The sequence below is a fragment of the Curvibacter sp. EU05-FHT14A10 genome (assembly GCF_058791075.1).
The window spans coordinates 433,907-451,470 of the sequence record NZ_JBYTDE010000005.1 but is presented as its reverse complement, the minus strand read 5'-3'; the positions used below and the strand labels follow the sequence as shown (position 1 = coordinate 451,470).

The following is a 17,564-nucleotide window of genomic DNA, read 5'->3' as shown; positions in this document are numbered from 1 at the left end:
TGAATCCAATTCAAAGTCTGGTTATGCCAAGACGCAATACAAAAAATAAAATCTGATTCCAAACTCTATGAATTCGCCGGGCTGTTGAGCAACAACAGTCCAGCACCAAGTTATGCCTGATGACCATAGCGAGTTGGTCCCACTCCTTCCCATCCCGAACAGGACAGTGAAACAACTCCGCGCCGATGATAGTGCGGGTTCCCGTGTGAAAGTAGGTCATCGTCAGGCTCTTACAGCCCTCAAAACCCCCTCCAGGAAACTGGCGGGGGTTTTGTCTTTGGGGCTCCAGAAAACGCTACTGCAGCTCCATGGCCAACGCTTGCAGTCCTGGGCATCGACGGCAAGCGCAATTTGGCCTCACATCATGCGGTGGTGCTTCACTGGGTGCTGGGGGCAAGTGTGCTCCTTAAGTAATTTGCAGGACAGGTAAGTTCCTGAAAGTAGCCATAATTGGCTCTATGAGCTTCCTTGCTATAGATGTCGGAAACACACGCCTCAAGTGGGCGCTGTATGAAGCCCCACACCGAGGGGCGACCGTGTTGGCGCAAGGCGCTGAGTTTCTGGAGAACGTTGACAAATTAGCCGACCATGCGTGGGCTTCTTTGACCCCACCCGACCGCATGCTGGGCTGCATTGTTGCGGGCGAGGCGGTCAAGCGGCGGGTCGAGGAGCAGATGGAGATCTGGGATGTGCCGCCAAAGTGGGTGGTCTCAACTCAGGGTGAAGCCGGGATGCACAATGGGTATGACCATCCAACCCGACTGGGTTCTGATCGCTGGGTCGCCATGATTGGCGCCCGACATCGCATGTTGAGTCGCGGAGAGTGCGCGCCGTTGATTGTGGTCATGGTCGGAACGGCCGTGACGGTGGAGGCAATTGATCCAGAAGGCGTGTTTTTGGGGGGGCTGATTCTTCCTGGTCACGGGATCATGCTCCGTGCCCTTGAATCAGGTACCGCAGGTCTTCATGTCCCGACGGGTGAGGTCAAGCTTTTTCCAACCAATACCAGTGATGCATTGACCAGCGGTGGAACTTATGCGATTGCCGGGGCTGTGGCACGCATGGTCGATCACCTGAGGGTGCACTGCGGGCAGGAGCCGCAATGTGTGATGACGGGCGGTGCTGGATGGAAGATGGCTCCGAGCATGTCGGTTGAGTGCGAACTGGTGGACAACCTCATCTTTGACGGCTTGTTGGAAATCGCGGCTCGCAGATTTTCCAGCGCTGACCAAGCTTGATTGGCATTGGGTCTATGGCTCAATGGGTTGCCAACTCGGTCCTGGCCAACTCGCAATAGAGCGCCTCCATGGCGTCGACAGGCACACAGCTGGCCGCACGTTCGTAGAGTTGGTTTGCTTGGTCATGACAGGCTTCGCCATTCAACATGACCAGTGCGTCGGCATACTCCACCAGACCCGCTGCCGAGTCCGGATTTTGTTGCAATGCCTCTGCCAAAAGTTGCAGCCCGACATCTTTGCGCGCGCCGTAGGTCATCCCACCTATCAGGGCCCCTACCTTGTCGATGACTTCGGCATGAAATGATCCCAGCGCTATGCGTGCTTCAACATGCTTGGGGCAGAGCTCCAGGGTTCGTTCAAGAGACTCTTTGACTTTGCTGCCCAAGCCTTGAGCCAAAGCTTTGGCGACACTGATGGCCTGGCTGTACCGCCCCAATGCGTAAGCCAGCAAAAACCACGCATTCTGATCCTGAGGAGCATGTACCGTTTGCACACCCGCACGCTGAGCGACATCCATGAACAAATCAAGGCGTGCGTGCTCACTTTTTTCGAGATAGCAGGCATAGATGCAGGTGGCTTTGTTGGCGACGGTCATTCCGCCTGTTTCGCCAGTGGCTGCCGCTTCCAGGCCCAGCGTTCTGGCTGCCGAAAAATCACCATTGTGGAAGTATGCCCAGGCTTGCAACAGCAAAGGGCTACGGGGCAGAGGTTCAGAATCGCCCGCATGCAGTACTGCCCAGGATCTTTTCACGGAATCCGCTGTGAAGCTGAACAGACCCGGATGTGGAAATGGGGACCAGGTTGCCATTGCTTGTCTCCTTAGGAAGTCGTGACGTCAAGCGTGTTGCCGCGCTCGCACATGAGAGGCTCTTGGAGGCGTTCTCGTTCGGCCGTTCCCAGCCAGGGGATCAGCAAACTCAGCGCTTGCAGGACGCCACGCGCAGTGCTGAGTTTTCCTTGCTCTGGGCTGGACGCAAGACGTGGAGACTGGACATATTCATAGCTGAGCCAATAATTGAGCACCACCATCAGGTTTGATGTAGTTACTTCCACTTGATCGGCATTCATTTGAAGGGTTCCGCCAGCCCTGAGACGCTGCAACAGCCCCATCAGTGCACTGGATGAATCGATCTGAATTTTCTGCAATTGGGTTTCCAAGTGGCGGTTCTTACTCAGCAAATCGTTGAGATCGCGAAACAGGAACCGATGAGACCAGTTCAATTCGAAAAGCAGATGAAGCGAGCGCTTGGTCCCCTCCAGGTCGTTGATGCTTGAGACATCCTGCAGCAACGGACGCAACTCGGCTTCGTAGCGGTCGGACAACGCATTGACCAGTTCGTCCTTTGCCGGAAAGTGGTAGTACAAATTTCCGGGGCTGATGCCCAGAGCACCAGCGATCAGCGTCGTCGAGACGTTGGGTTCACCAAACCGATTGAATAGATCGAGCGTGACTTCGAGGATTCGCTCGGCAGTTCTGCGAGGCGCCTTTTTCACCATGAAGTCGTCTCCCAGTATTTTTCGAAATCTGATTTCACTCTAGCCCAGCGAGGCGGGTACAGATACTAGGGATCTTGCTAGCCCCGGTCCGGCGTGAGCGCACCCAGTTGGCGGCATCGGGCCCGAAGCGGACGTCGGAGTCCGGACGTCAAATGAGATAATCCGGCACTTTGGCTCCGGCTGAGCCGACTCCATCCAGGGCAGACAGATGATTCTCGTAACCGGCGGCGCAGGCTTCATTGGCGCCAATTTCGTGCTCGATTGGCTGGCTCAGAGCGATGAGCCTGTGGTCAACCTCGACAAGCTGACCTACGCGGGCAACCGCGAGAACCTGGCCTCGCTCGAAGGCGATGGCCGCCACCACTTCGCGCACGGTGACATCGGCGACAGCGCCTTGGTCGACGAGCTGCTGCGGGTGCATCAGCCCCGGGCCGTGATCAACTTTGCGGCCGAATCGCACGTGGACCGCTCCATCCATGGCCCGGAAGACTTCATCCAGACCAACGTTGTTGGCACCTTGCGCCTGCTCGAATCGGTGCGCGGCTACTGGAATGGCCTGGCTGCAGAGCAAAAAGCCAGTTTTCGTTTTCTGCACGTCTCGACCGACGAGGTCTATGGGTCACTGTCGCCCACCGACCCCGCGTTCACTGAAGACAACCCCTTCGAGCCCAACAGCCCCTACTCGGCCAGCAAGGCTGCCAGTGACCACCTGGTGCGCGCCTGGCACCACACCTACGGGCTGCCGGTGCTCACCACCAACTGCTCCAACAACTACGGCCCCTACCATTTCCCGGAGAAGCTCATCCCGCTGATGATCGTCAACGCGCTGGCGGGCAAGCCCTTGCCCATCTATGGTGATGGCCAGCAGGTGCGCGACTGGCTGTATGTGAAAGACCACTGCAGCGCGATCCGGCGTGTGCTCGAGGGCGGGCGCGTGGGCGAGACCTACAACGTGGGCGGTTGGAACGAAAAGCCCAACCTCGACATCGTGCACACCGTGTGTGCGCTGCTTGATGAACTGCGCCCCCGTAGCGACGGCAAACCTTACCGCAAGCAGATCACCTACGTCAAAGACCGCCCCGGCCACGACCGCCGCTACGCCATCGACGCCCGCAAGCTTGAGCGTGAACTGGGCTGGAAGCCGGCAGAAACCTTTGAGTCCGGCATCCGCAAAACCGTGCAGTGGTACCTCAGCCATGAAGACTGGGTGAGCCATGTGCAAAGCGGCGCCTACCGCGACTGGGTGCAAAAACAATACGCCAGCGAAGGCGCCGTATGAGCCTGCACATCCTGCTGCTGGGCAAAAACGGACAACTGGGCTGGGAGCTGCAACGCAGCCTGGCCCCGCTGGGCCGGATCACGGCACTGGATCGCCACAGCACCGATCACTGCGGCGACCTCAGCCGGCTGGACGACCTGGCTGCCACCGTGCGTGCCTTGCATCCCGACGTCATCGTCAATGCCGCCGCCCACACCGCAGTCGATCGTGCTGAGAGCGAGCCCGAACTGGCGCGAACCCTCAACGCCCTGGCCCCCGGCGTGCTGGCCCGCGAGGCGGCCCAACTGGGCGCCACCCTGGTCCACTACAGCACCGACTATGTGTTTGACGGCAGCGGAGATGCGCCCTGGCACGAGGGCGATGCCACCGGCCCGCTCAGCGTCTATGGCCGCACCAAGCTCGAAGGCGAGCAACTGATCCAGCAAAGCGGTGCCCGCCATCTGATCTTTCGCACCAGTTGGGTGTACGCCGCACGCGGTGGCAACTTTGCCAAGACCATGCTGCGCCTGGCGGCCGAGCGCGAACGCCTGACCGTGATCGATGATCAGTTCGGCGCCCCCACCGGGGCCGACCTGCTGGCCGACCTCAGTGCCCACGCCATCCGTGCCGTGCAAGTACGCCCCGAACTCTCAGGCCTGTACCACGCCGTGGCCGCAGGCCAGACCAGCTGGCATGGGTATGCCCGCTTTGTGATCGAGCATGCACGCCGTGCTGGTGTGGCCCTCAAGACGCCAGAAGACGGTATCGCCCCTGTGCCCACCAGTGCCTTCCCCACGCCAGCACGGCGCCCGAACAACTCGCGCCTGAGCACGGCCAAACTGCAAAGCGCGTTTGACCTGGCCTTGCCCGACTGGCAGCAGGGCGTGGCCCGCATGCTCGACGAAATCCTGCCGGCCTCGCTGCCGACCCAGGCCTGAGCGAACCGGCAAGAACTTCAGGGAGAACCACACATCATGACCATGCAACGCAAAGGCATCATCCTCGCCGGGGGCTCCGGCACCCGACTGCACCCGGCCACGCTGGCCATCAGCAAGCAGCTGCTGCCGGTGTACGACAAGCCCATGGTGTACTACCCGCTCAGTACCCTGATGCTGGCGGGCATGCGCGACATCCTGCTCATCAGCACCCCGCAAGACACCCCCCGCTTCCAGCAACTGCTGGGCGACGGCAGCCAATGGGGCCTGAACCTGCAGTACGCCGTTCAACCCAGCCCCGACGGGTTGGCCCAGGCCTTCATCATCGGCGAGCAGTTTGTCGGCAACCACCCGAGTGCCCTGGTGCTGGGCGACAACATCTTCTATGGCCATGACTTTGGCCCCCTGTTGGCCAATGCCGATTCGCAGACGGCCGGTGCCACCGTGTTCGCCTACCACGTCACCGATCCTGAGCGTTACGGCGTGGTGGCTTTTGACAAGAGTGGCAAGGCCAGCAGCATCGAAGAAAAGCCCCCGGTCCCCAAGAGCAATTACGCGGTCACGGGCTTGTACTTCTATGACCAGCAGGTGGTGGACATTGCCAAGAGCATCCGCCCCAGCGCCCGCGGCGAGCTGGAGATCACCACCGTCAATGAAACCTACCTGCAGCGTGGCCAACTCAACGTGCAGATCATGAAGCGTGGCTACGCCTGGCTCGACACCGGCACCCACGACAGCCTGCTGGAGGCGGGCCAGTTCATCGCCACGTTGGAGCGCCGCCAAGGCCTGAAGGTGGCCTGCCCAGAAGAAATTGCCTGGCGCAACGGGTTCATCACCAGTGAACAGCTTGAGCGCCTGGCCCAACCCTTGGCCAAGAACGGCTACGGCCAATACCTGCTGCGCCTGCTCAAAGATTAAGCCCCATCATGAACGTCATCCCAACCGCCATTCCCGAAGTCCTGATCCTTGAGCCCAAAGTATTTGGCGATGCCCGGGGCTTCTTCTTCGAAAGCTTCAACCAGAAGGCCTTCAACGAGGCCACCGGCCTGCAAGTCGAATTTGTGCAGGACAACCACAGCCGATCGACCCAGGGCGTGTTGCGTGGGCTGCATTACCAGTTGCAGCAGGCCCAGGGCAAGCTGGTGCGCGTGGTGCGCGGCTCGGTGTTCGATGTGGCGGTGGACATCCGCAAAAGCTCGCCCACTTTCGGCCAATGGGTGGGCGTGGAGTTGAGTGAGGACAACCACCGCCAGCTGTGGGTGCCGGCCGGCTTTGCCCATGGCTTTGTGGTGACCAGTGAAAGCGCCGACTTTCTGTACAAGACCACCGACTACTATGCGCCGCAATACGAGCGCTGCATTGCCTGGAACGACCCCACCCTGGGGGTTCAGTGGCCCGATCTGGGGGAGCCCCCCCGTCTGTCGGCCAAGGATGCCCAGGGTGTGCCTTTGGCTCAGGCCGACGTCTTTGCCTGAAGCAGCTTGCCAAGACCTCAGTTGTTCAATACCGCGCTGAAGCGGTAAATCCCGTCCGCGCCCAGTTCCCGCCGCAGCAGGCCCTGAAACCACAGTGCGTGCAGGTGGGCCACGGCTTCGCCCATGGCAAAAGTGGTCTGGTGCAAATCAAGGGGTCGCTTGAACATCACCGGCAGGATGTCGGCACCACTGCAAGGGTGTTCCTGGCAGGCTTGCAGCACCTCGCTCAAGCGGTCGCGGTGATGATCATGAAGCTGCCGGATGCGCGCATGCAGGCCACGGAAGGGTTTGCCGTGGGATGGCAGCGTCAGGGTGTCCGCCGGCAGCGTGGCAAATCGATCCACTGAATCCAGAAACAGCTTCAAGGGGTTCGACTCGGGCTCGATGTCGAACACGCTCACATTGGTCGAGATGCGCGGCAGCATCATGTCCCCACCCAGCAGAACGCCCAGCGTAGGGCAGTGCAGGGCCATGTGCTCCGGGGCATGGCCATAGCCGCTGATGCATTGCCAGTCGTGGGCGCCAATGCGCACAGAGGCGCCGTCCATGAGCCGGTGAAAGCGGCTCGGCATGGCGGGCACCATGCTGGGGTAATAGCGGGTGCGCCCACGTATCTTGTCCACGGCCTCGGGGTCGCTCAGCCCATGGCTTGCAAAAAATCCCGCGGCATCAGGCCCGCCGAAGCCCGTGGTGCTCTGCGAACCCAGGCGGGCAGCGTAATAGTCGGTGGCGCTCATCCAAAGGGGTGCGTTCCAGCGTTCGCACAGCCAATGCGCCAGTCCGACATGATCCGGGTGCATGTGGGTCACCAGCACGCGCAGGATGGGGCGCCCTTGCAATTGCGTGGCAAAAATCTGTTCCCAGGTGGCCTTGGTGTCGTCGCTGGCAATGCAGCAGTCCACCACCGTCCAGCCTTTCACCCCATCCAACTCGTCAGCGAGCAGCCACAGGTTGATGTGATTCAGCGCAAAAGGCAGTGCCATGCGAATCCACCGCACCCCGGGCGCCACTTCCAGGGTGTGGCCGGATTCGGGCAGGGTCTCGCCGAGAGGGTAGTCCAGTTCCAGTTCGAGGGAGTTCATGGTGTGGGGCCTTCGCTTGGACTTGTGTCAGGGCTTTGACGCGGCGTTCGTCAGGATTGACGTTGACGTAAGCGTCAGATGTAATCGGCCCATTCTAGGCAGGCGTGCACAGGGCAGATGTCGCCGCCGTGCTACCGATTCGATCTGTTTTTTCCATGGCCACCACTTACACCATCAGCGACCTCGCCCACGAATTCGACCTCACCACCCGCGCCATGCGCTTTTATGAGGACATGGGGCTGTTGCAGCCCTTGCGCGAGGGACCTGGGGGGCGCACCCGCATCTACACCGCCCGCGACCGCACCCGCCTGAAGCTCACGTTGCGGGCCAAGCGCCTGGGCTTGTCCCTGTCGGAGGCGCGTGAAATCATCGACATGTATGACAGCCCGCGTGACACCGGACCGCAGTTGCGTAAATTTCTCGATGTGCTGGCCGGGCACCGCCGCCAACTCGAAGAGCAGATGGCCGATCTGCAGGCCAACCTTGAAGAGGTCAAGGTGCACGAGAAGGAGGCCCGGGCCCTGCTTGCCAAAGCCAGCAAAGGGCAGGGGGCTGAGGGGGACACGGGGCCGGCGGCGTCGCCTCAAGCCCCGGTCGGCGTGTCCTCCACTCGCAAGCGTCGCGCCGCCTGATCCGCCGAGACCTTTCGCAGTCTTTCACTGATTGACGTTTACGTAAACGTCAATTAAGCTGCCGGCCCATGAACCGATCCACTTCCGACGAGGCTGCAGTCCCCAACGCCCTGCATGCCCGCATCGAAGCCAGTCTGGCCCGTCAGGGGCTGATGCAGCACCTGGGGGCGCGCCTGCTGCGGGTCGAGCCCGGCTTGTGCGAGATCGCCTTGCCCTATTCCGATCGGGTCACCCAGCAGCAAGGGGGCTTCCATGGTGGGGCCATGGGCGCCCTGGCGGACATCGCCGGCGGCTACGCGGGCCTGTCGGTGCTTGATGAGGGGCTGGAGGTGGTCACGGTCGAGTACAAGATCAACTTTCTGGCCAGCTTCAACGGTGGCGAACTTCACGCGTTGGGCCGCGTGGTGCGTCCAGGCAAGCGGGTCATCGTGACCACGGCCGAACTCTTTCACGTGGCGCCCGATGGGCGCCGTCAATCCTGTGCGGTGATGCAGCAGACGCTGGCACCGGTCCCTCAAAAATACTGAATTCCAAGGAGACTTCCATGAACCTGCCCGGCCTCAACTTCCAACTTGGCGACGACATCGATGCCCTGCGCGACGCGGTGCGCGACTTTGCCCAGGCCGAGATCGCCCCGCGCGCGGCCGAAATCGACCGCAACGACCAGTTCCCCATGGACCTGTGGCGCAAGATGGGTGATCTGGGGGTCTTGGGCATCACCGTGCCTGAAAGCTATGGCGGTGCCAACATGGGCTACCTGGCTCACATGGTGGCCATGGAAGAGATCTCCCGTGCCAGCGCCTCGGTCGGCTTGTCGTATGGTGCGCACAGCAACCTCTGCGTGAATCAGATCAATCGCAATGGCACCGAAGCCCAGAAAGTCAAGTACCTGCCCAAGCTGATCTCCGGCGAGCACGTGGGCGCTCTGGCCATGAGCGAGCCCGGCGCTGGCTCCGACGTCATCAGCATGAAACTCAAGGCTGAAGACAAGGGCGGCTACTACCTGCTCAATGGCAACAAGATGTGGATCACCAACGGCCCCGACGCCGACACCCTGGTGGTCTACGCCAAGAGCGAACCCGAGCTGGGCGCCCGTGGCGTCACCGCGTTCCTGATCGAGAAGGGCATGAAGGGCTTCAGCATCGCGCAAAAGCTCGACAAGCTCGGCATGCGCGGCAGCCACACGGGCGAGCTGGTGTTCAACAACGTCGAAGTGCCGGCCGAGAACATCCTGGGCGGCCTCAACATGGGCGCCAAGGTGCTCATGAGCGGCCTTGACTACGAGCGTGCCGTGCTCACCGGTGGCCCGTTGGGCATCATGCAGTCGGTGATGGACAACGTCATCCCCTACATCCATGACCGCAAGCAGTTCGGCCAGAGCATTGGTGAGTTCCAGCTCATCCAGGGCAAGGTGGCCGACATGTACACCGTGCTGCAGGCCGGCCGTTCGTTTGCCTACACCGTGGCCAAGAACCTCGATCTGCTGGGCACCGAGCACGTTCGCCAGGTGCGCAAAGACTGCGCCAGCGTCATCCTGTGGTGCGCCGAAAAGGCCACCTGGATGGCGGGTGAGGGCGTGCAGATCTTCGGTGGCAACGGCTACATCAATGAATACCCTCTGGGCCGCCTGTGGCGCGACGCCAAACTCTACGAGATCGGCGCCGGCACCAGCGAGATCCGCCGCATGCTGATTGGCCGCGAGCTCTTTGCGGAGACTTGCTGAGCCTCAAGCACCTGACATGCACAGCCGCTAACATCGCCGCATGACTTCTTCCTCCAGCCTTCAGCATCTGATCGACAACAACCGCGTTTGGGCGGCCCGAATGGAGCAGGCCCGCCCTGGTTTTTTCAGCCAACTGGCCCAGCAGCAAAACCCCAAGTACCTGTGGATCGGCTGCTCCGACAGCCGAGTGCCTGCCAATGAGATCACTGGGCTGGATCCGGGCGAAGTGTTCGTGCATCGCAATGTGGCGAACGTGGTGGTGCATTCCGATCTGAACGCCTTGTCGGTGATTCAGTTCGCGGTCGATTACCTCAAGGTCGAGCACATCATGGTGGTCGGGCACTATGGCTGTGGTGGCGTGCTGGCTACCTTGCGCGGCATGCGTGTTGGTCTGGCGGACAACTGGCTGCGTCATGTGCATGACGTCAAGGTGCGTCATCGTCGCCGCCTGGATCACCTGAGCCTGGCCGAGCAAGAGGATGTCCTGTGCGAGATGAACGTCATCGAGCAGGTCGGCAACGTGGCCCTGACCAATGTCGTGCAAGACGCCTGGCACCGGGGCCAGAAGCTGGCCTTGCACGGCTGGTGCTATGGCCTCAAGGATGGCCTGGTCAATGACCTGCACGTCAGCATGCAAGGCCCCGACGATGTGATGCCCATGTTCCGCAACGGGCTCAAGCGCTATCCGCGCGGCGTCGGCGTCTGAGTTTCTGAGCGGCGGGGCGAGAGCCATGTTCCCATCCCGGCTTGACGCCCCCCAGGCCCATGGCATCGCAAAGGCCATGATGGACGGCTTCAACCGCCATTACCGCCTGTTCCGCACCGAATCGGCCCGCGCCAAGCACCGCTTCGAGACCTGCGACTGGCACGGGCAACAACGTGCCCAGCGCGAACGCATCGAGTTCTATGGCCTGCGCGTCAAGGAATGCGTGATGCGGCTTGAGAAAGAGTTCAAGGCCGGCGCGCAGCCCATGGATGTGTGGCAACAGGTCAAGCTGCATTACATCGGGCTGCTGGTGGACCACCACCAGCCTGAACTCGCCGAGACCTTCTTCAACTCGGTCACCACCAAGATCCTGCACCGCACCCATTTCCACAACGACTTCATCTTTGTGCGCCCCGCGGTCAGCACCGAGTACATCGAAAACGACGAACCCGGCGCCCAGCCCAGCTTTCGGGCCTACTACCCATCGCGCGCCACCCTGCCCGAGGTGCTGACCCAGCTCATCGAGCATTTCCGGCTGCAGCGCGAGTTCGAAGACCTGCCCCGCGATGTGGCCAGTGTGCTGCAGGCCCTGCACCTGCGCCTGGGCGAGGTCAAACTGCGCGCCAACTTCCAGATCCAGGTCCTGTCGAGTCTGTTTTTTCGCAACAAGGGCGCCTATGTCGTGGGCAAACTCATCAACGGATTCAATGAGCTGCCCTTCGCCCTGCCCATCCTGCACAACAGCCGCGGCCAGTTGCGCATCGATGCGGCCCTGTTCGGCGAGGACGACTTGCAGATGCTGTTCAGCTTTGCTCGTGCCTATTTCATGGTCGACATGGAGATCCCTTCGGCCTACGTGCAGTTTCTGCGCTCCCTGATGCCGCGCAAGCCCCGGGCCGAGATCTACAACGCGCTGGGGCTTGCCAAGCAGGGCAAGACGCTGTTCTACCGCGATTTCCTGGCCCATCTGCGTCATTCCACCGACCGCTTCCGCATCGCACCCGGCATCAAGGGCATGGTCATGCTGGTGTTCGATCTGCCCTCGTTTCCCTTCGTCTTCAAGCTCATCAAAGACTACTTCCCGCCCCCCAAAGACACCACCCGCGAGCAGATCAAGGGCAAGTACCTGCTGGTCAAGCAACACGACCGGGTGGGGCGCATGGCCGACACGCTGGAGTACAGCGAGGTAGCCTTTCCACGCGAGCGCTTCAGTGACGAGTTGATCGCCGAAATCCAGAAGTTCGCTCCCAGCCAGCTCGAAATCAGCGACCGCGACGGCGATGGTCGCACCGAGGTCATCATCAAGCACCTCTACATCGAGCGCCGCATGATTCCACTCAACCTGTACCTGCAAGAAGCCTTCGACCAGGGGCTGGAGCATCCGGCCGCGCGGGCCCAGATCGAGCGCAGCGTCATCGAATACGGCAAGGCCATCAAGGACCTGGTGGCGGCCAACATCTTCCCGGGCGACATGCTGTGGAAGAACTTCGGCATCACGCGCAACGGCAAGGTGGTCTTCTACGACTACGACGAAATTGAGTACATCACCGACTGCAACTTTCGCCGCGTGCCTGAGCCCCGCCATGAGGAAGACGAACTCTCGGGCGAGATCTGGTACAGCGTGGGCCCGCGCGACGTGTTTCCCGAGACCTTCGCCCCCTTTCTGCTGGGCCATCCCGCGGTGCGCGAAGTCTTCATGCAGCACCACGCCGACTTGCTTGACGTCAGCTTCTGGCAACAGCACAAAGAGCGCATCCAGGCCGGCCACGTGCACGACATCTTCCCCTACGAGCGCAGCAGGCGCTTTTCACCCTCGCAGGCCAGCCTGGCTTCATGAGGGCGTCTTTTCATCCGAGCAAGCCCATCCAACATCAGGAGATCAACATGTCCGAATCCATCGTCATCGTCGGCGCCGCCCGTACCCCCATGGGCAGCTTCCAGGGCGACTTCAGCAGCCTCGCGGCCCACGATCTGGGCGGCGTCGCCATCCGTGCGGCCATCGAGCGCGCGGGCGTCTCCCCCGATGCGGTGGGTGAGGTGCTGTTCGGCAACTGCCTGATGGCAGGCCAGGGCCAGGCCCCGGCCCGCCAGGCCGCGTTCAAGGGCGGTCTGCCCAAGGGGGCCGGGGCCGTCACCCTGTCCAAGATGTGCGGTTCGGGCATGAAGGCCGCCATGTTCGCGCATGACATGCTGCTGGCCGGCACCCATGACGTGATGGTGGCCGGCGGCATGGAAAGCATGACCAACGCCCCCTACCTGCTGCAAAAGGGCCGGGGCGGCTACCGCATGGGCCACGACCGTATCTTTGACCACATGATGCTCGACGGCCTGGAAGACGCCTACGAACCCGGCCGCTCCATGGGCACTTTCGGCGAAGACTGTGCCGCCAAATACAGCTTCACACGTGAACAGCAGGACCACTTCGCCGTCACCAGCGTGCAGCGCGCCAAGGCCGCCACCGAATCCGGCGCCTTTGCGGCCGAAATCGCCCCCGTCACGGTCAAGTCGCGGGCCGGCGAGACCGTGATCTCGGTGGATGAGGGCCCGGGCAAGGTCAAGCTCGACAAGATCCCCGGCCTGAAGCCCGCGTTCAAGAAGGACGGCACCATCACCGCCGCCTCCAGCTCGTCGATCAACGATGGTGCCGCCGCCCTGGTGATGATGCGCGCGTCCACCGCTCAGAAGCTGGGCTGCCAACCCCTGGCCCGCATCGTCAGCCATGCCACCCACGCCCAGGAGCCCGAATGGTTTGCCACCGCTCCGCTGGGAGCCACTCAAAAGGCCCTGGCCAAGGCCGGCTGGTCGGCCGACCAGGTGGACCTCTGGGAAATCAACGAGGCTTTTGCCGTGGTGCCCATGGCACTGATGACTGAGTTGAAACTGCCGCACGACATCGTCAACGTCCATGGTGGGGCCTGCGCCCTGGGCCACCCCATCGGGGCCAGCGGTGCCCGCATCATCGTCACGCTGCTGCATGCCTTGAAGGCCCGCGGCAAGAAGCGCGGCCTGGCCACCCTGTGCATCGGTGGTGGCGAGGCCACGGCCATGGCGGTCGAACTGCTCTGACCCGCGTCTGAGGCGTTCCATGATCCGTACCCTGGAGCAACTGCGTGCGCTGTACCCAGCGCCGGCCGAGCGCCCGCGCCTCAAGCAGATGGCGCAACTCGACCGGCACGCGCGGCGCTTCATCAGCCTGTCGCCTTTTTGCGTGCTGGCCTCCGCAGGCGCCCCGGGGCAGTGGATGGACGCCTCGCCGCGTGGCGGCGCCCCCGGCTTTGTGCACACGCTGGATGAGCACACCCTGCTGTTGCCGGATTCCTCAGGCAACAACCGCCTCGATACCTTGCAGAACCTGGTGCATGACCCACGCATCGGCCTGCTGTTCATGATCCCGGGGGTGGACGAAACCCTGCGCATCAATGGGCAGGCCCGCCTGCGCGACGAGGCCGAGTTCACCCAACGCTTTTCCGAAGGGCGTCAGCCGCCCAGGCTGGTCATCGAGGTGCAGGTGCAAGAGGCCTACCTTCATTGCGCCAAAGCGCTCATGCGTTCGCGCCTGTGGCGGCCCGAGGCGCAGCAGCCGCGCAGCGTGCTGCCCACCCTGGGCGAGATGCTGCATGACCAGATCGGTCTGGCCACCGCGCCCGAATCACAGGCCGAGATGGTGGCCCGCTACCAGGCCCAATTGCAACAGGAAGGCCTGGGTTGAAGCCCGAGGCCGTGTTTCACGGAGCATTCCCATGAGCACCACCTTGATCATCGGCGCTTCCCGCGGCCTGGGCCTGGAACTGGCCCGCCAGGCGCTGGCGGCCGGCGAGCGCGTCATTGCCACCGTGCGCAGCGAGGCCGCGCGCAGCCAACTGCAAACGCTGGGCGCCCAGGTGCTCAAGCTGGACGTGGCCGATCCGGCCAGCGTCAGTGGCCTGTCGTGGCAGCTGGATGGTGAAAAGATCGACCTGGCCCTGTATGTGGCCGGTGTCATGGATCGCGGCAATGCGCTCTCACCGCCCACGCGTGAGCACTTCGATGCCGTCATGCATCCCAACGTGCTGGGCGCCATGCAGGTGCTGCCCCAGGTCATGCCCATGGTCGAAGAGGCGGGCGGTGTGTTTGCCGCCATCTCCAGCGCCATGAGCCAGATCGGCAGCGTGCCCAACAGCAGTGCCTGGCTGTACCGCGTCAGCAAGGCCGCACTCAACATGGCGGTGGCCGCGGCCCAGCACGATTACCCGCGCGCCACCCTGGTCACCATCGACCCGGGCTGGGTGCGCACCGACATGGGCGGCGAGTCCGCTCCGCTGACGGTTGAGCAAAGCGTGCAGGGCCTGCGCCGCACCCTGGCCGGCCTCACCCAGGCCGACCGGGGGCGCCTGCTGCACCACGACGGCCGCCGCGCCAGCCATTGGTAAACCCTCCGCCAGCCGGAGCACCCCAGAACAACGATCCAGGAGACAAGAATGCTGTTGACCCAAGACCAGGAAATGATCCGCGACGCCGTGCGCGACTTCGCCCGCGAGCAACTCTGGCCCCATGCCGCCCGCTGGGACCGCGAGCACCACTTTCCCAAAGAGGCCCATCAGGGCCTGGCCGCGCTGGGGGCCTATGGCATCTGCGTGCCTGAGGCCTATGGCGGCGCCGAGCTCGACTATGTGAGCCTGGCCCTGGTGCTTGAAGAGGTGGCCGCGGGCGACGGCGGCACCAGCACCGCCATCAGCGTTACCAATTGCCCGGTCAACGCCATCCTGATGCGCTATGGCAACGAGGCCCAGAAGCAGCAGTGGCTGGTGCCCCTGGCCCAGGGGCACATGCTGGGCGCTTTCTGCCTGACCGAACCCCATGTGGGCAGCGATGCCTCGGCCCTGCGCACCACCGCGGTCAAGCAAGGCGACGACTACGTCATCCATGGCGTCAAGCAGTTCATCACCAGTGGTCAGAACGGCCATGTGGCCATCGTGATCGCGGTCACGGACAAAGGGGCCGGCAAGCGTGGCATGAGCGCTTTTCTGGTGCCCACCGACAACCCAGGCTACGTCGTGGCTCGGCTGGAGGACAAGCTGGGCCAGCACAGCAGCGACACGGCCCAGATCAATTTCGACCACTGCCGCATCCCGGCCGAGAACCTGATCGGGGCCGAAGGCGAGGGCTACAAGATCGCCCTGTCGGCCCTGGAAGGCGGGCGCATCGGCATTGCGGCGCAAAGCCTGGGCATGGCGCGAAGCGCCTTCGAAGTGGCGGTGGACTACGCCAAGCAGCGCGAGAGCTTTGGCACGGCCATCTTCAACCACCAGGCGGTGGGCTTTCGCCTGGCCGACTGCGCCACCCAACTGGAGGCGGCCCGGCAGCTGATTTGGCACGCCGCCGCCTTGCGCGACGCCGGCCGCCCCTGTCTCAAGGAGGCCGCCATGGCCAAGCTGTTTGCCAGCGAAATGGCGGAGAAGGTCTGCAGCGCGGCCATCCAGACCCTGGGGGGCTACGGCTACGTGAAAGACTTTCCACTGGAACGCATTTACCGCGACGTGCGCGTGTGCCAGATCTACGAAGGCACCAGCGACGTGCAGAAGATCATCATCCAGCGCGCCCTGGCCTGATACCCCTGGGGCGGCCGCCCCGGCCGCCGTCTCGTAGAATCCGGGCCTTTGCCCTGGCCGGCAACGGCCTGTCAATGTGATGGCCCCCTCTGATCCCTGCCCCTGCGGTCGCCTGGACCCTCGCAGCCGCCCTCTGGCCTGGGCGGATTGCTGTGGCCGCTATGTCGACCACTTTGATCACGCACCCGCGCCCGATGCCGAAAGCCTGATGCGCTCACGCTACAGCGCCTTTGTGCTGCAGCGGCGCGAGTACCTGCTGGCCACCTGGCACCCTGACACCCGGCCCACCGAGTTGGACTTCGAACCCGCGCCGCGCTGGCTGGGCCTGGCGCTGCGCGGCCATTGGCCCGATGGCGATCGGGCCCAGGTCGAGTTCGTGGCCCGCTACCGTGAGCAGGGCCGGGCGGTGCGCCTGCATGAACGCAGTCGCTTTGTGCGCGAAACCCGGCCTGTGGCCGATGGCCCGGGCTTGCCCCGCTGGTATTACGTGGATGGCGAGTTCCCAGCCGACCGCCCCTCTTGAAGCCAGTCTTGAATTTTGGAGTTCAACCATGATGCGATTTGATGCGGTGTTGTTCGACTGCGATGGTGTGCTGGTGGACAGCGAGCCCATCACCAATGGCCTGCTGCGCGACATGCTCGAAGAGTCGGGCTGGGTGATGAGTGCCGAAGAGTGCTTCCGTGTCTTTGTGGGCAAGGCCGTACGTGACGAGCGGGCCAACATCGAGGCCCGCACCGGAAAACCCCTGACCGACGCCTGGATGGCCGAGTTCTATGCCCGGCGCAATGCGGCCCTGAACGAGCGGCTCACCGCCGTCGAGCATGTGCATGGTGCGGTCGAGCGGGTGCATGCCCACCATCAGGGGCGCATCGCCTGCGCCTCGGGGGCAGACCGGTTCAAGGTCAATCTGCAACTCGACAAGGTGGGCCTGAGCCCTTATTTCGAGGGCCGCATTTTCAGCGGCCACGAAATGCCGCGCAGCAAGCCCGCCCCGGATGTCTACCTGGCCGCGGCTGACCATCTGCAGGCCGACCCGCGCCGTTGCGCCGTGGTTGAGGACACGGTCACCGGGGTCACGGCAGGCGTGGCCGCCGGGGCCACCGTGTTCGCCTACCTGCCCGCCCAGACCCTGCACGACAGCCGCGACGCCTTGTTGGCCGCGGGGGCGGTGCAGGTGTTCCGCAGCATGGCCGAGCTGCCAGCTTTGTTGGGCTGCTGAGCCGGCCTGGGGCCTGTTAACACTGATTTCGCCGGTGCGAAGCCTGCTGGCCAAGCGCCAATCAAGGCGCGTGTCGCCGCCCAGACCGGGCGTCTGGGCAAGACACGCAACGCCGAGTGGCGCTTGGCCAGCCGGCTTCCCTTCGGGTTGGAGCCCAAAAGGCCGATCGCGGCGTTGCCAATCCTCGCTGGGTCACCGACCCAGCGGCGG

18 protein-coding genes, 1 rRNA gene and 1 pseudogene are annotated in these 17,564 nt (G+C 63.0%); 17 read left to right on the top strand and 3 right to left on the bottom strand.

Annotated elements, in window-relative coordinates:
- Window positions 1–115: 115 nt before the first annotated feature.
- Together rrf and AC3WUT_RS12765 are read left to right on the top strand one after the other, a co-directional pair.
- A 5S ribosomal RNA gene (gene rrf / locus AC3WUT_RS12770) occupies window positions 116–228 on the top strand.
- 230 nt (window positions 229–458) lie between these two features.
- Window positions 459–1,238, top strand: a complete 780-nt coding sequence (locus AC3WUT_RS12765; RefSeq protein ID WP_492347437.1) for a type III pantothenate kinase — start codon at window positions 459–461, stop codon at window positions 1,236–1,238.
- A gap of 19 nt (window positions 1,239–1,257) precedes the next feature.
- Here AC3WUT_RS12765 and AC3WUT_RS12760 read toward each other — a convergent pair whose 3' ends face one another.
- On the bottom strand, window positions 1,258–2,046 hold the full coding sequence (locus AC3WUT_RS12760) for a tetratricopeptide repeat protein (protein WP_492347436.1): 789 nt from the start codon (window positions 2,044–2,046) through the stop codon (window positions 1,258–1,260).
- Between the two features lie 11 nt (window positions 2,047–2,057).
- Window positions 2,058–2,735, bottom strand: a complete 678-nt coding sequence (locus AC3WUT_RS12755; RefSeq protein WP_492347435.1) for a TetR/AcrR family transcriptional regulator — start codon at window positions 2,733–2,735, stop codon at window positions 2,058–2,060.
- Between the two features lie 208 nt (window positions 2,736–2,943).
- Between AC3WUT_RS12755 and rfbB the strand changes: the two genes are divergently transcribed.
- From rfbB to rfbC, 4 genes are read left to right on the top strand one after another with little or no spacing between them, the layout of a single operon-like run.
- Complete coding sequence (gene rfbB / locus AC3WUT_RS12750) at window positions 2,944–4,014, top strand: dTDP-glucose 4,6-dehydratase (protein ID WP_492347434.1); 1,071 nt, start codon at window positions 2,944–2,946, stop codon at window positions 4,012–4,014.
- A gap of 2 nt (window positions 4,015–4,016) precedes the next feature.
- Window positions 4,017–4,931: a dTDP-4-dehydrorhamnose reductase gene (gene rfbD, locus AC3WUT_RS12745; RefSeq protein ID WP_492347450.1), complete on the top strand. Its 915-nt coding sequence runs from the start codon at window positions 4,017–4,019 to the stop codon at window positions 4,929–4,931.
- A 36-nt stretch (window positions 4,932–4,967) separates the two neighbouring features.
- Window positions 4,968–5,846 carry a glucose-1-phosphate thymidylyltransferase RfbA gene (gene rfbA / locus AC3WUT_RS12740; RefSeq protein ID WP_492347433.1) on the top strand — a complete coding sequence of 293 codons (879 nt, stop codon included), beginning with the start codon at window positions 4,968–4,970 and terminating at the stop codon, window positions 5,844–5,846.
- Window positions 5,847–5,854: 8 nt separating this feature from the next.
- Window positions 5,855–6,403 (top strand): dTDP-4-dehydrorhamnose 3,5-epimerase, encoded by a 549-nt coding sequence (gene rfbC / locus AC3WUT_RS12735; protein WP_492347432.1) that lies wholly within the window; start codon window positions 5,855–5,857, stop codon window positions 6,401–6,403.
- 17 nt (window positions 6,404–6,420) lie between these two features.
- Here the strand turns inward: rfbC and AC3WUT_RS12730 are convergent, their stop codons facing one another.
- Window positions 6,421–7,485, bottom strand: coding sequence for an MBL fold metallo-hydrolase (locus AC3WUT_RS12730; protein WP_492347431.1), 1,065 nt, complete (start codon window positions 7,483–7,485; stop codon window positions 6,421–6,423).
- 155 nt (window positions 7,486–7,640) lie between these two features.
- On the opposite strand from AC3WUT_RS12730, the pseudogene AC3WUT_RS12725 reads away from it, so the two are divergent.
- From AC3WUT_RS12725 to AC3WUT_RS12675, 11 genes and pseudogenes are all read left to right on the top strand, one after another.
- Window positions 7,641–8,036 (top strand): annotated as a pseudogene (locus AC3WUT_RS12725) (MerR family transcriptional regulator); the annotation flags it as partial.
- 149 nt (window positions 8,037–8,185) lie between these two features.
- A complete protein-coding gene (locus AC3WUT_RS12720; protein ID WP_492347430.1) occupies window positions 8,186–8,644 on the top strand; it encodes a PaaI family thioesterase in 459 nt (152 codons plus the stop codon).
- A gap of 17 nt (window positions 8,645–8,661) precedes the next feature.
- Window positions 8,662–9,840, top strand: coding sequence for an isovaleryl-CoA dehydrogenase (locus AC3WUT_RS12715; protein ID WP_492347429.1), 1,179 nt, complete (start codon window positions 8,662–8,664; stop codon window positions 9,838–9,840).
- 40 nt (window positions 9,841–9,880) lie between these two features.
- Entirely contained in the window at window positions 9,881–10,546 is a 666-nt protein-coding gene (gene can, locus AC3WUT_RS12710) for a carbonate dehydratase (RefSeq protein ID WP_492347428.1), read from the top strand.
- A 25-nt stretch (window positions 10,547–10,571) separates the two neighbouring features.
- Entirely contained in the window at window positions 10,572–12,383 is a 1,812-nt protein-coding gene (gene aceK, locus AC3WUT_RS12705; protein ID WP_492347427.1) for a bifunctional isocitrate dehydrogenase kinase/phosphatase, read from the top strand.
- Between the two features lie 47 nt (window positions 12,384–12,430).
- Window positions 12,431–13,612, top strand: coding sequence for an acetyl-CoA C-acyltransferase (locus tag AC3WUT_RS12700; protein WP_492347426.1), 1,182 nt, complete (start codon window positions 12,431–12,433; stop codon window positions 13,610–13,612).
- Window positions 13,613–13,631: 19 nt separating this feature from the next.
- Complete coding sequence (locus tag AC3WUT_RS12695; protein ID WP_492347425.1) at window positions 13,632–14,255, top strand: pyridoxamine 5'-phosphate oxidase family protein; 624 nt, start codon at window positions 13,632–13,634, stop codon at window positions 14,253–14,255.
- Window positions 14,256–14,286: 31 nt separating this feature from the next.
- Window positions 14,287–14,955 carry an SDR family oxidoreductase gene (locus tag AC3WUT_RS12690; RefSeq protein WP_492347424.1) on the top strand — a complete coding sequence of 223 codons (669 nt, stop codon included), beginning with the start codon at window positions 14,287–14,289 and terminating at the stop codon, window positions 14,953–14,955.
- 48 nt (window positions 14,956–15,003) lie between these two features.
- Window positions 15,004–16,134, top strand: a complete 1,131-nt coding sequence (locus AC3WUT_RS12685; RefSeq protein ID WP_492347423.1) for an acyl-CoA dehydrogenase family protein — start codon at window positions 15,004–15,006, stop codon at window positions 16,132–16,134.
- A 79-nt stretch (window positions 16,135–16,213) separates the two neighbouring features.
- Window positions 16,214–16,657: a YchJ family protein gene (locus AC3WUT_RS12680; RefSeq protein WP_492347422.1), complete on the top strand. Its 444-nt coding sequence runs from the start codon at window positions 16,214–16,216 to the stop codon at window positions 16,655–16,657.
- A 31-nt stretch (window positions 16,658–16,688) separates the two neighbouring features.
- Window positions 16,689–17,354, top strand: a complete 666-nt coding sequence (locus AC3WUT_RS12675) for an HAD family hydrolase (protein ID WP_492347449.1) — start codon at window positions 16,689–16,691, stop codon at window positions 17,352–17,354.
- Window positions 17,355–17,564 lie beyond the last annotated feature (210 nt).

Coding starts and splice junctions, on each gene's coding strand:
- AC3WUT_RS12730 (WP_492347431.1), bottom strand. CDS start 7,485: ATGAACTCCCTCGAACTGGAACTGGACTACCCTCTCGGCGAGACCCTG.
- aceK (WP_492347427.1), top strand. CDS start 10,572: ATGTTCCCATCCCGGCTTGACGCCCCCCAGGCCCATGGCATCGCAAAG.
- AC3WUT_RS12690 (WP_492347424.1), top strand. CDS start 14,287: ATGAGCACCACCTTGATCATCGGCGCTTCCCGCGGCCTGGGCCTGGAA.
- AC3WUT_RS12765 (WP_492347437.1), top strand. CDS start 459: ATGAGCTTCCTTGCTATAGATGTCGGAAACACACGCCTCAAGTGGGCG.
- AC3WUT_RS12755 (WP_492347435.1), bottom strand. CDS start 2,735: ATGGTGAAAAAGGCGCCTCGCAGAACTGCCGAGCGAATCCTCGAAGTC.
- AC3WUT_RS12760 (WP_492347436.1), bottom strand. CDS start 2,046: ATGGCAACCTGGTCCCCATTTCCACATCCGGGTCTGTTCAGCTTCACA.
- can (WP_492347428.1), top strand. CDS start 9,881: ATGACTTCTTCCTCCAGCCTTCAGCATCTGATCGACAACAACCGCGTT.
- AC3WUT_RS12700 (WP_492347426.1), top strand. CDS start 12,431: ATGTCCGAATCCATCGTCATCGTCGGCGCCGCCCGTACCCCCATGGGC.
- AC3WUT_RS12675 (WP_492347449.1), top strand. CDS start 16,689: ATGCGATTTGATGCGGTGTTGTTCGACTGCGATGGTGTGCTGGTGGAC.
- rfbA (WP_492347433.1), top strand. CDS start 4,968: ATGACCATGCAACGCAAAGGCATCATCCTCGCCGGGGGCTCCGGCACC.
- AC3WUT_RS12680 (WP_492347422.1), top strand. CDS start 16,214: ATGGCCCCCTCTGATCCCTGCCCCTGCGGTCGCCTGGACCCTCGCAGC.
- AC3WUT_RS12720 (WP_492347430.1), top strand. CDS start 8,186: ATGAACCGATCCACTTCCGACGAGGCTGCAGTCCCCAACGCCCTGCAT.
- rfbC (WP_492347432.1), top strand. CDS start 5,855: ATGAACGTCATCCCAACCGCCATTCCCGAAGTCCTGATCCTTGAGCCC.
- rfbB (WP_492347434.1), top strand. CDS start 2,944: ATGATTCTCGTAACCGGCGGCGCAGGCTTCATTGGCGCCAATTTCGTG.
- AC3WUT_RS12685 (WP_492347423.1), top strand. CDS start 15,004: ATGCTGTTGACCCAAGACCAGGAAATGATCCGCGACGCCGTGCGCGAC.
- AC3WUT_RS12715 (WP_492347429.1), top strand. CDS start 8,662: ATGAACCTGCCCGGCCTCAACTTCCAACTTGGCGACGACATCGATGCC.
- AC3WUT_RS12695 (WP_492347425.1), top strand. CDS start 13,632: ATGATCCGTACCCTGGAGCAACTGCGTGCGCTGTACCCAGCGCCGGCC.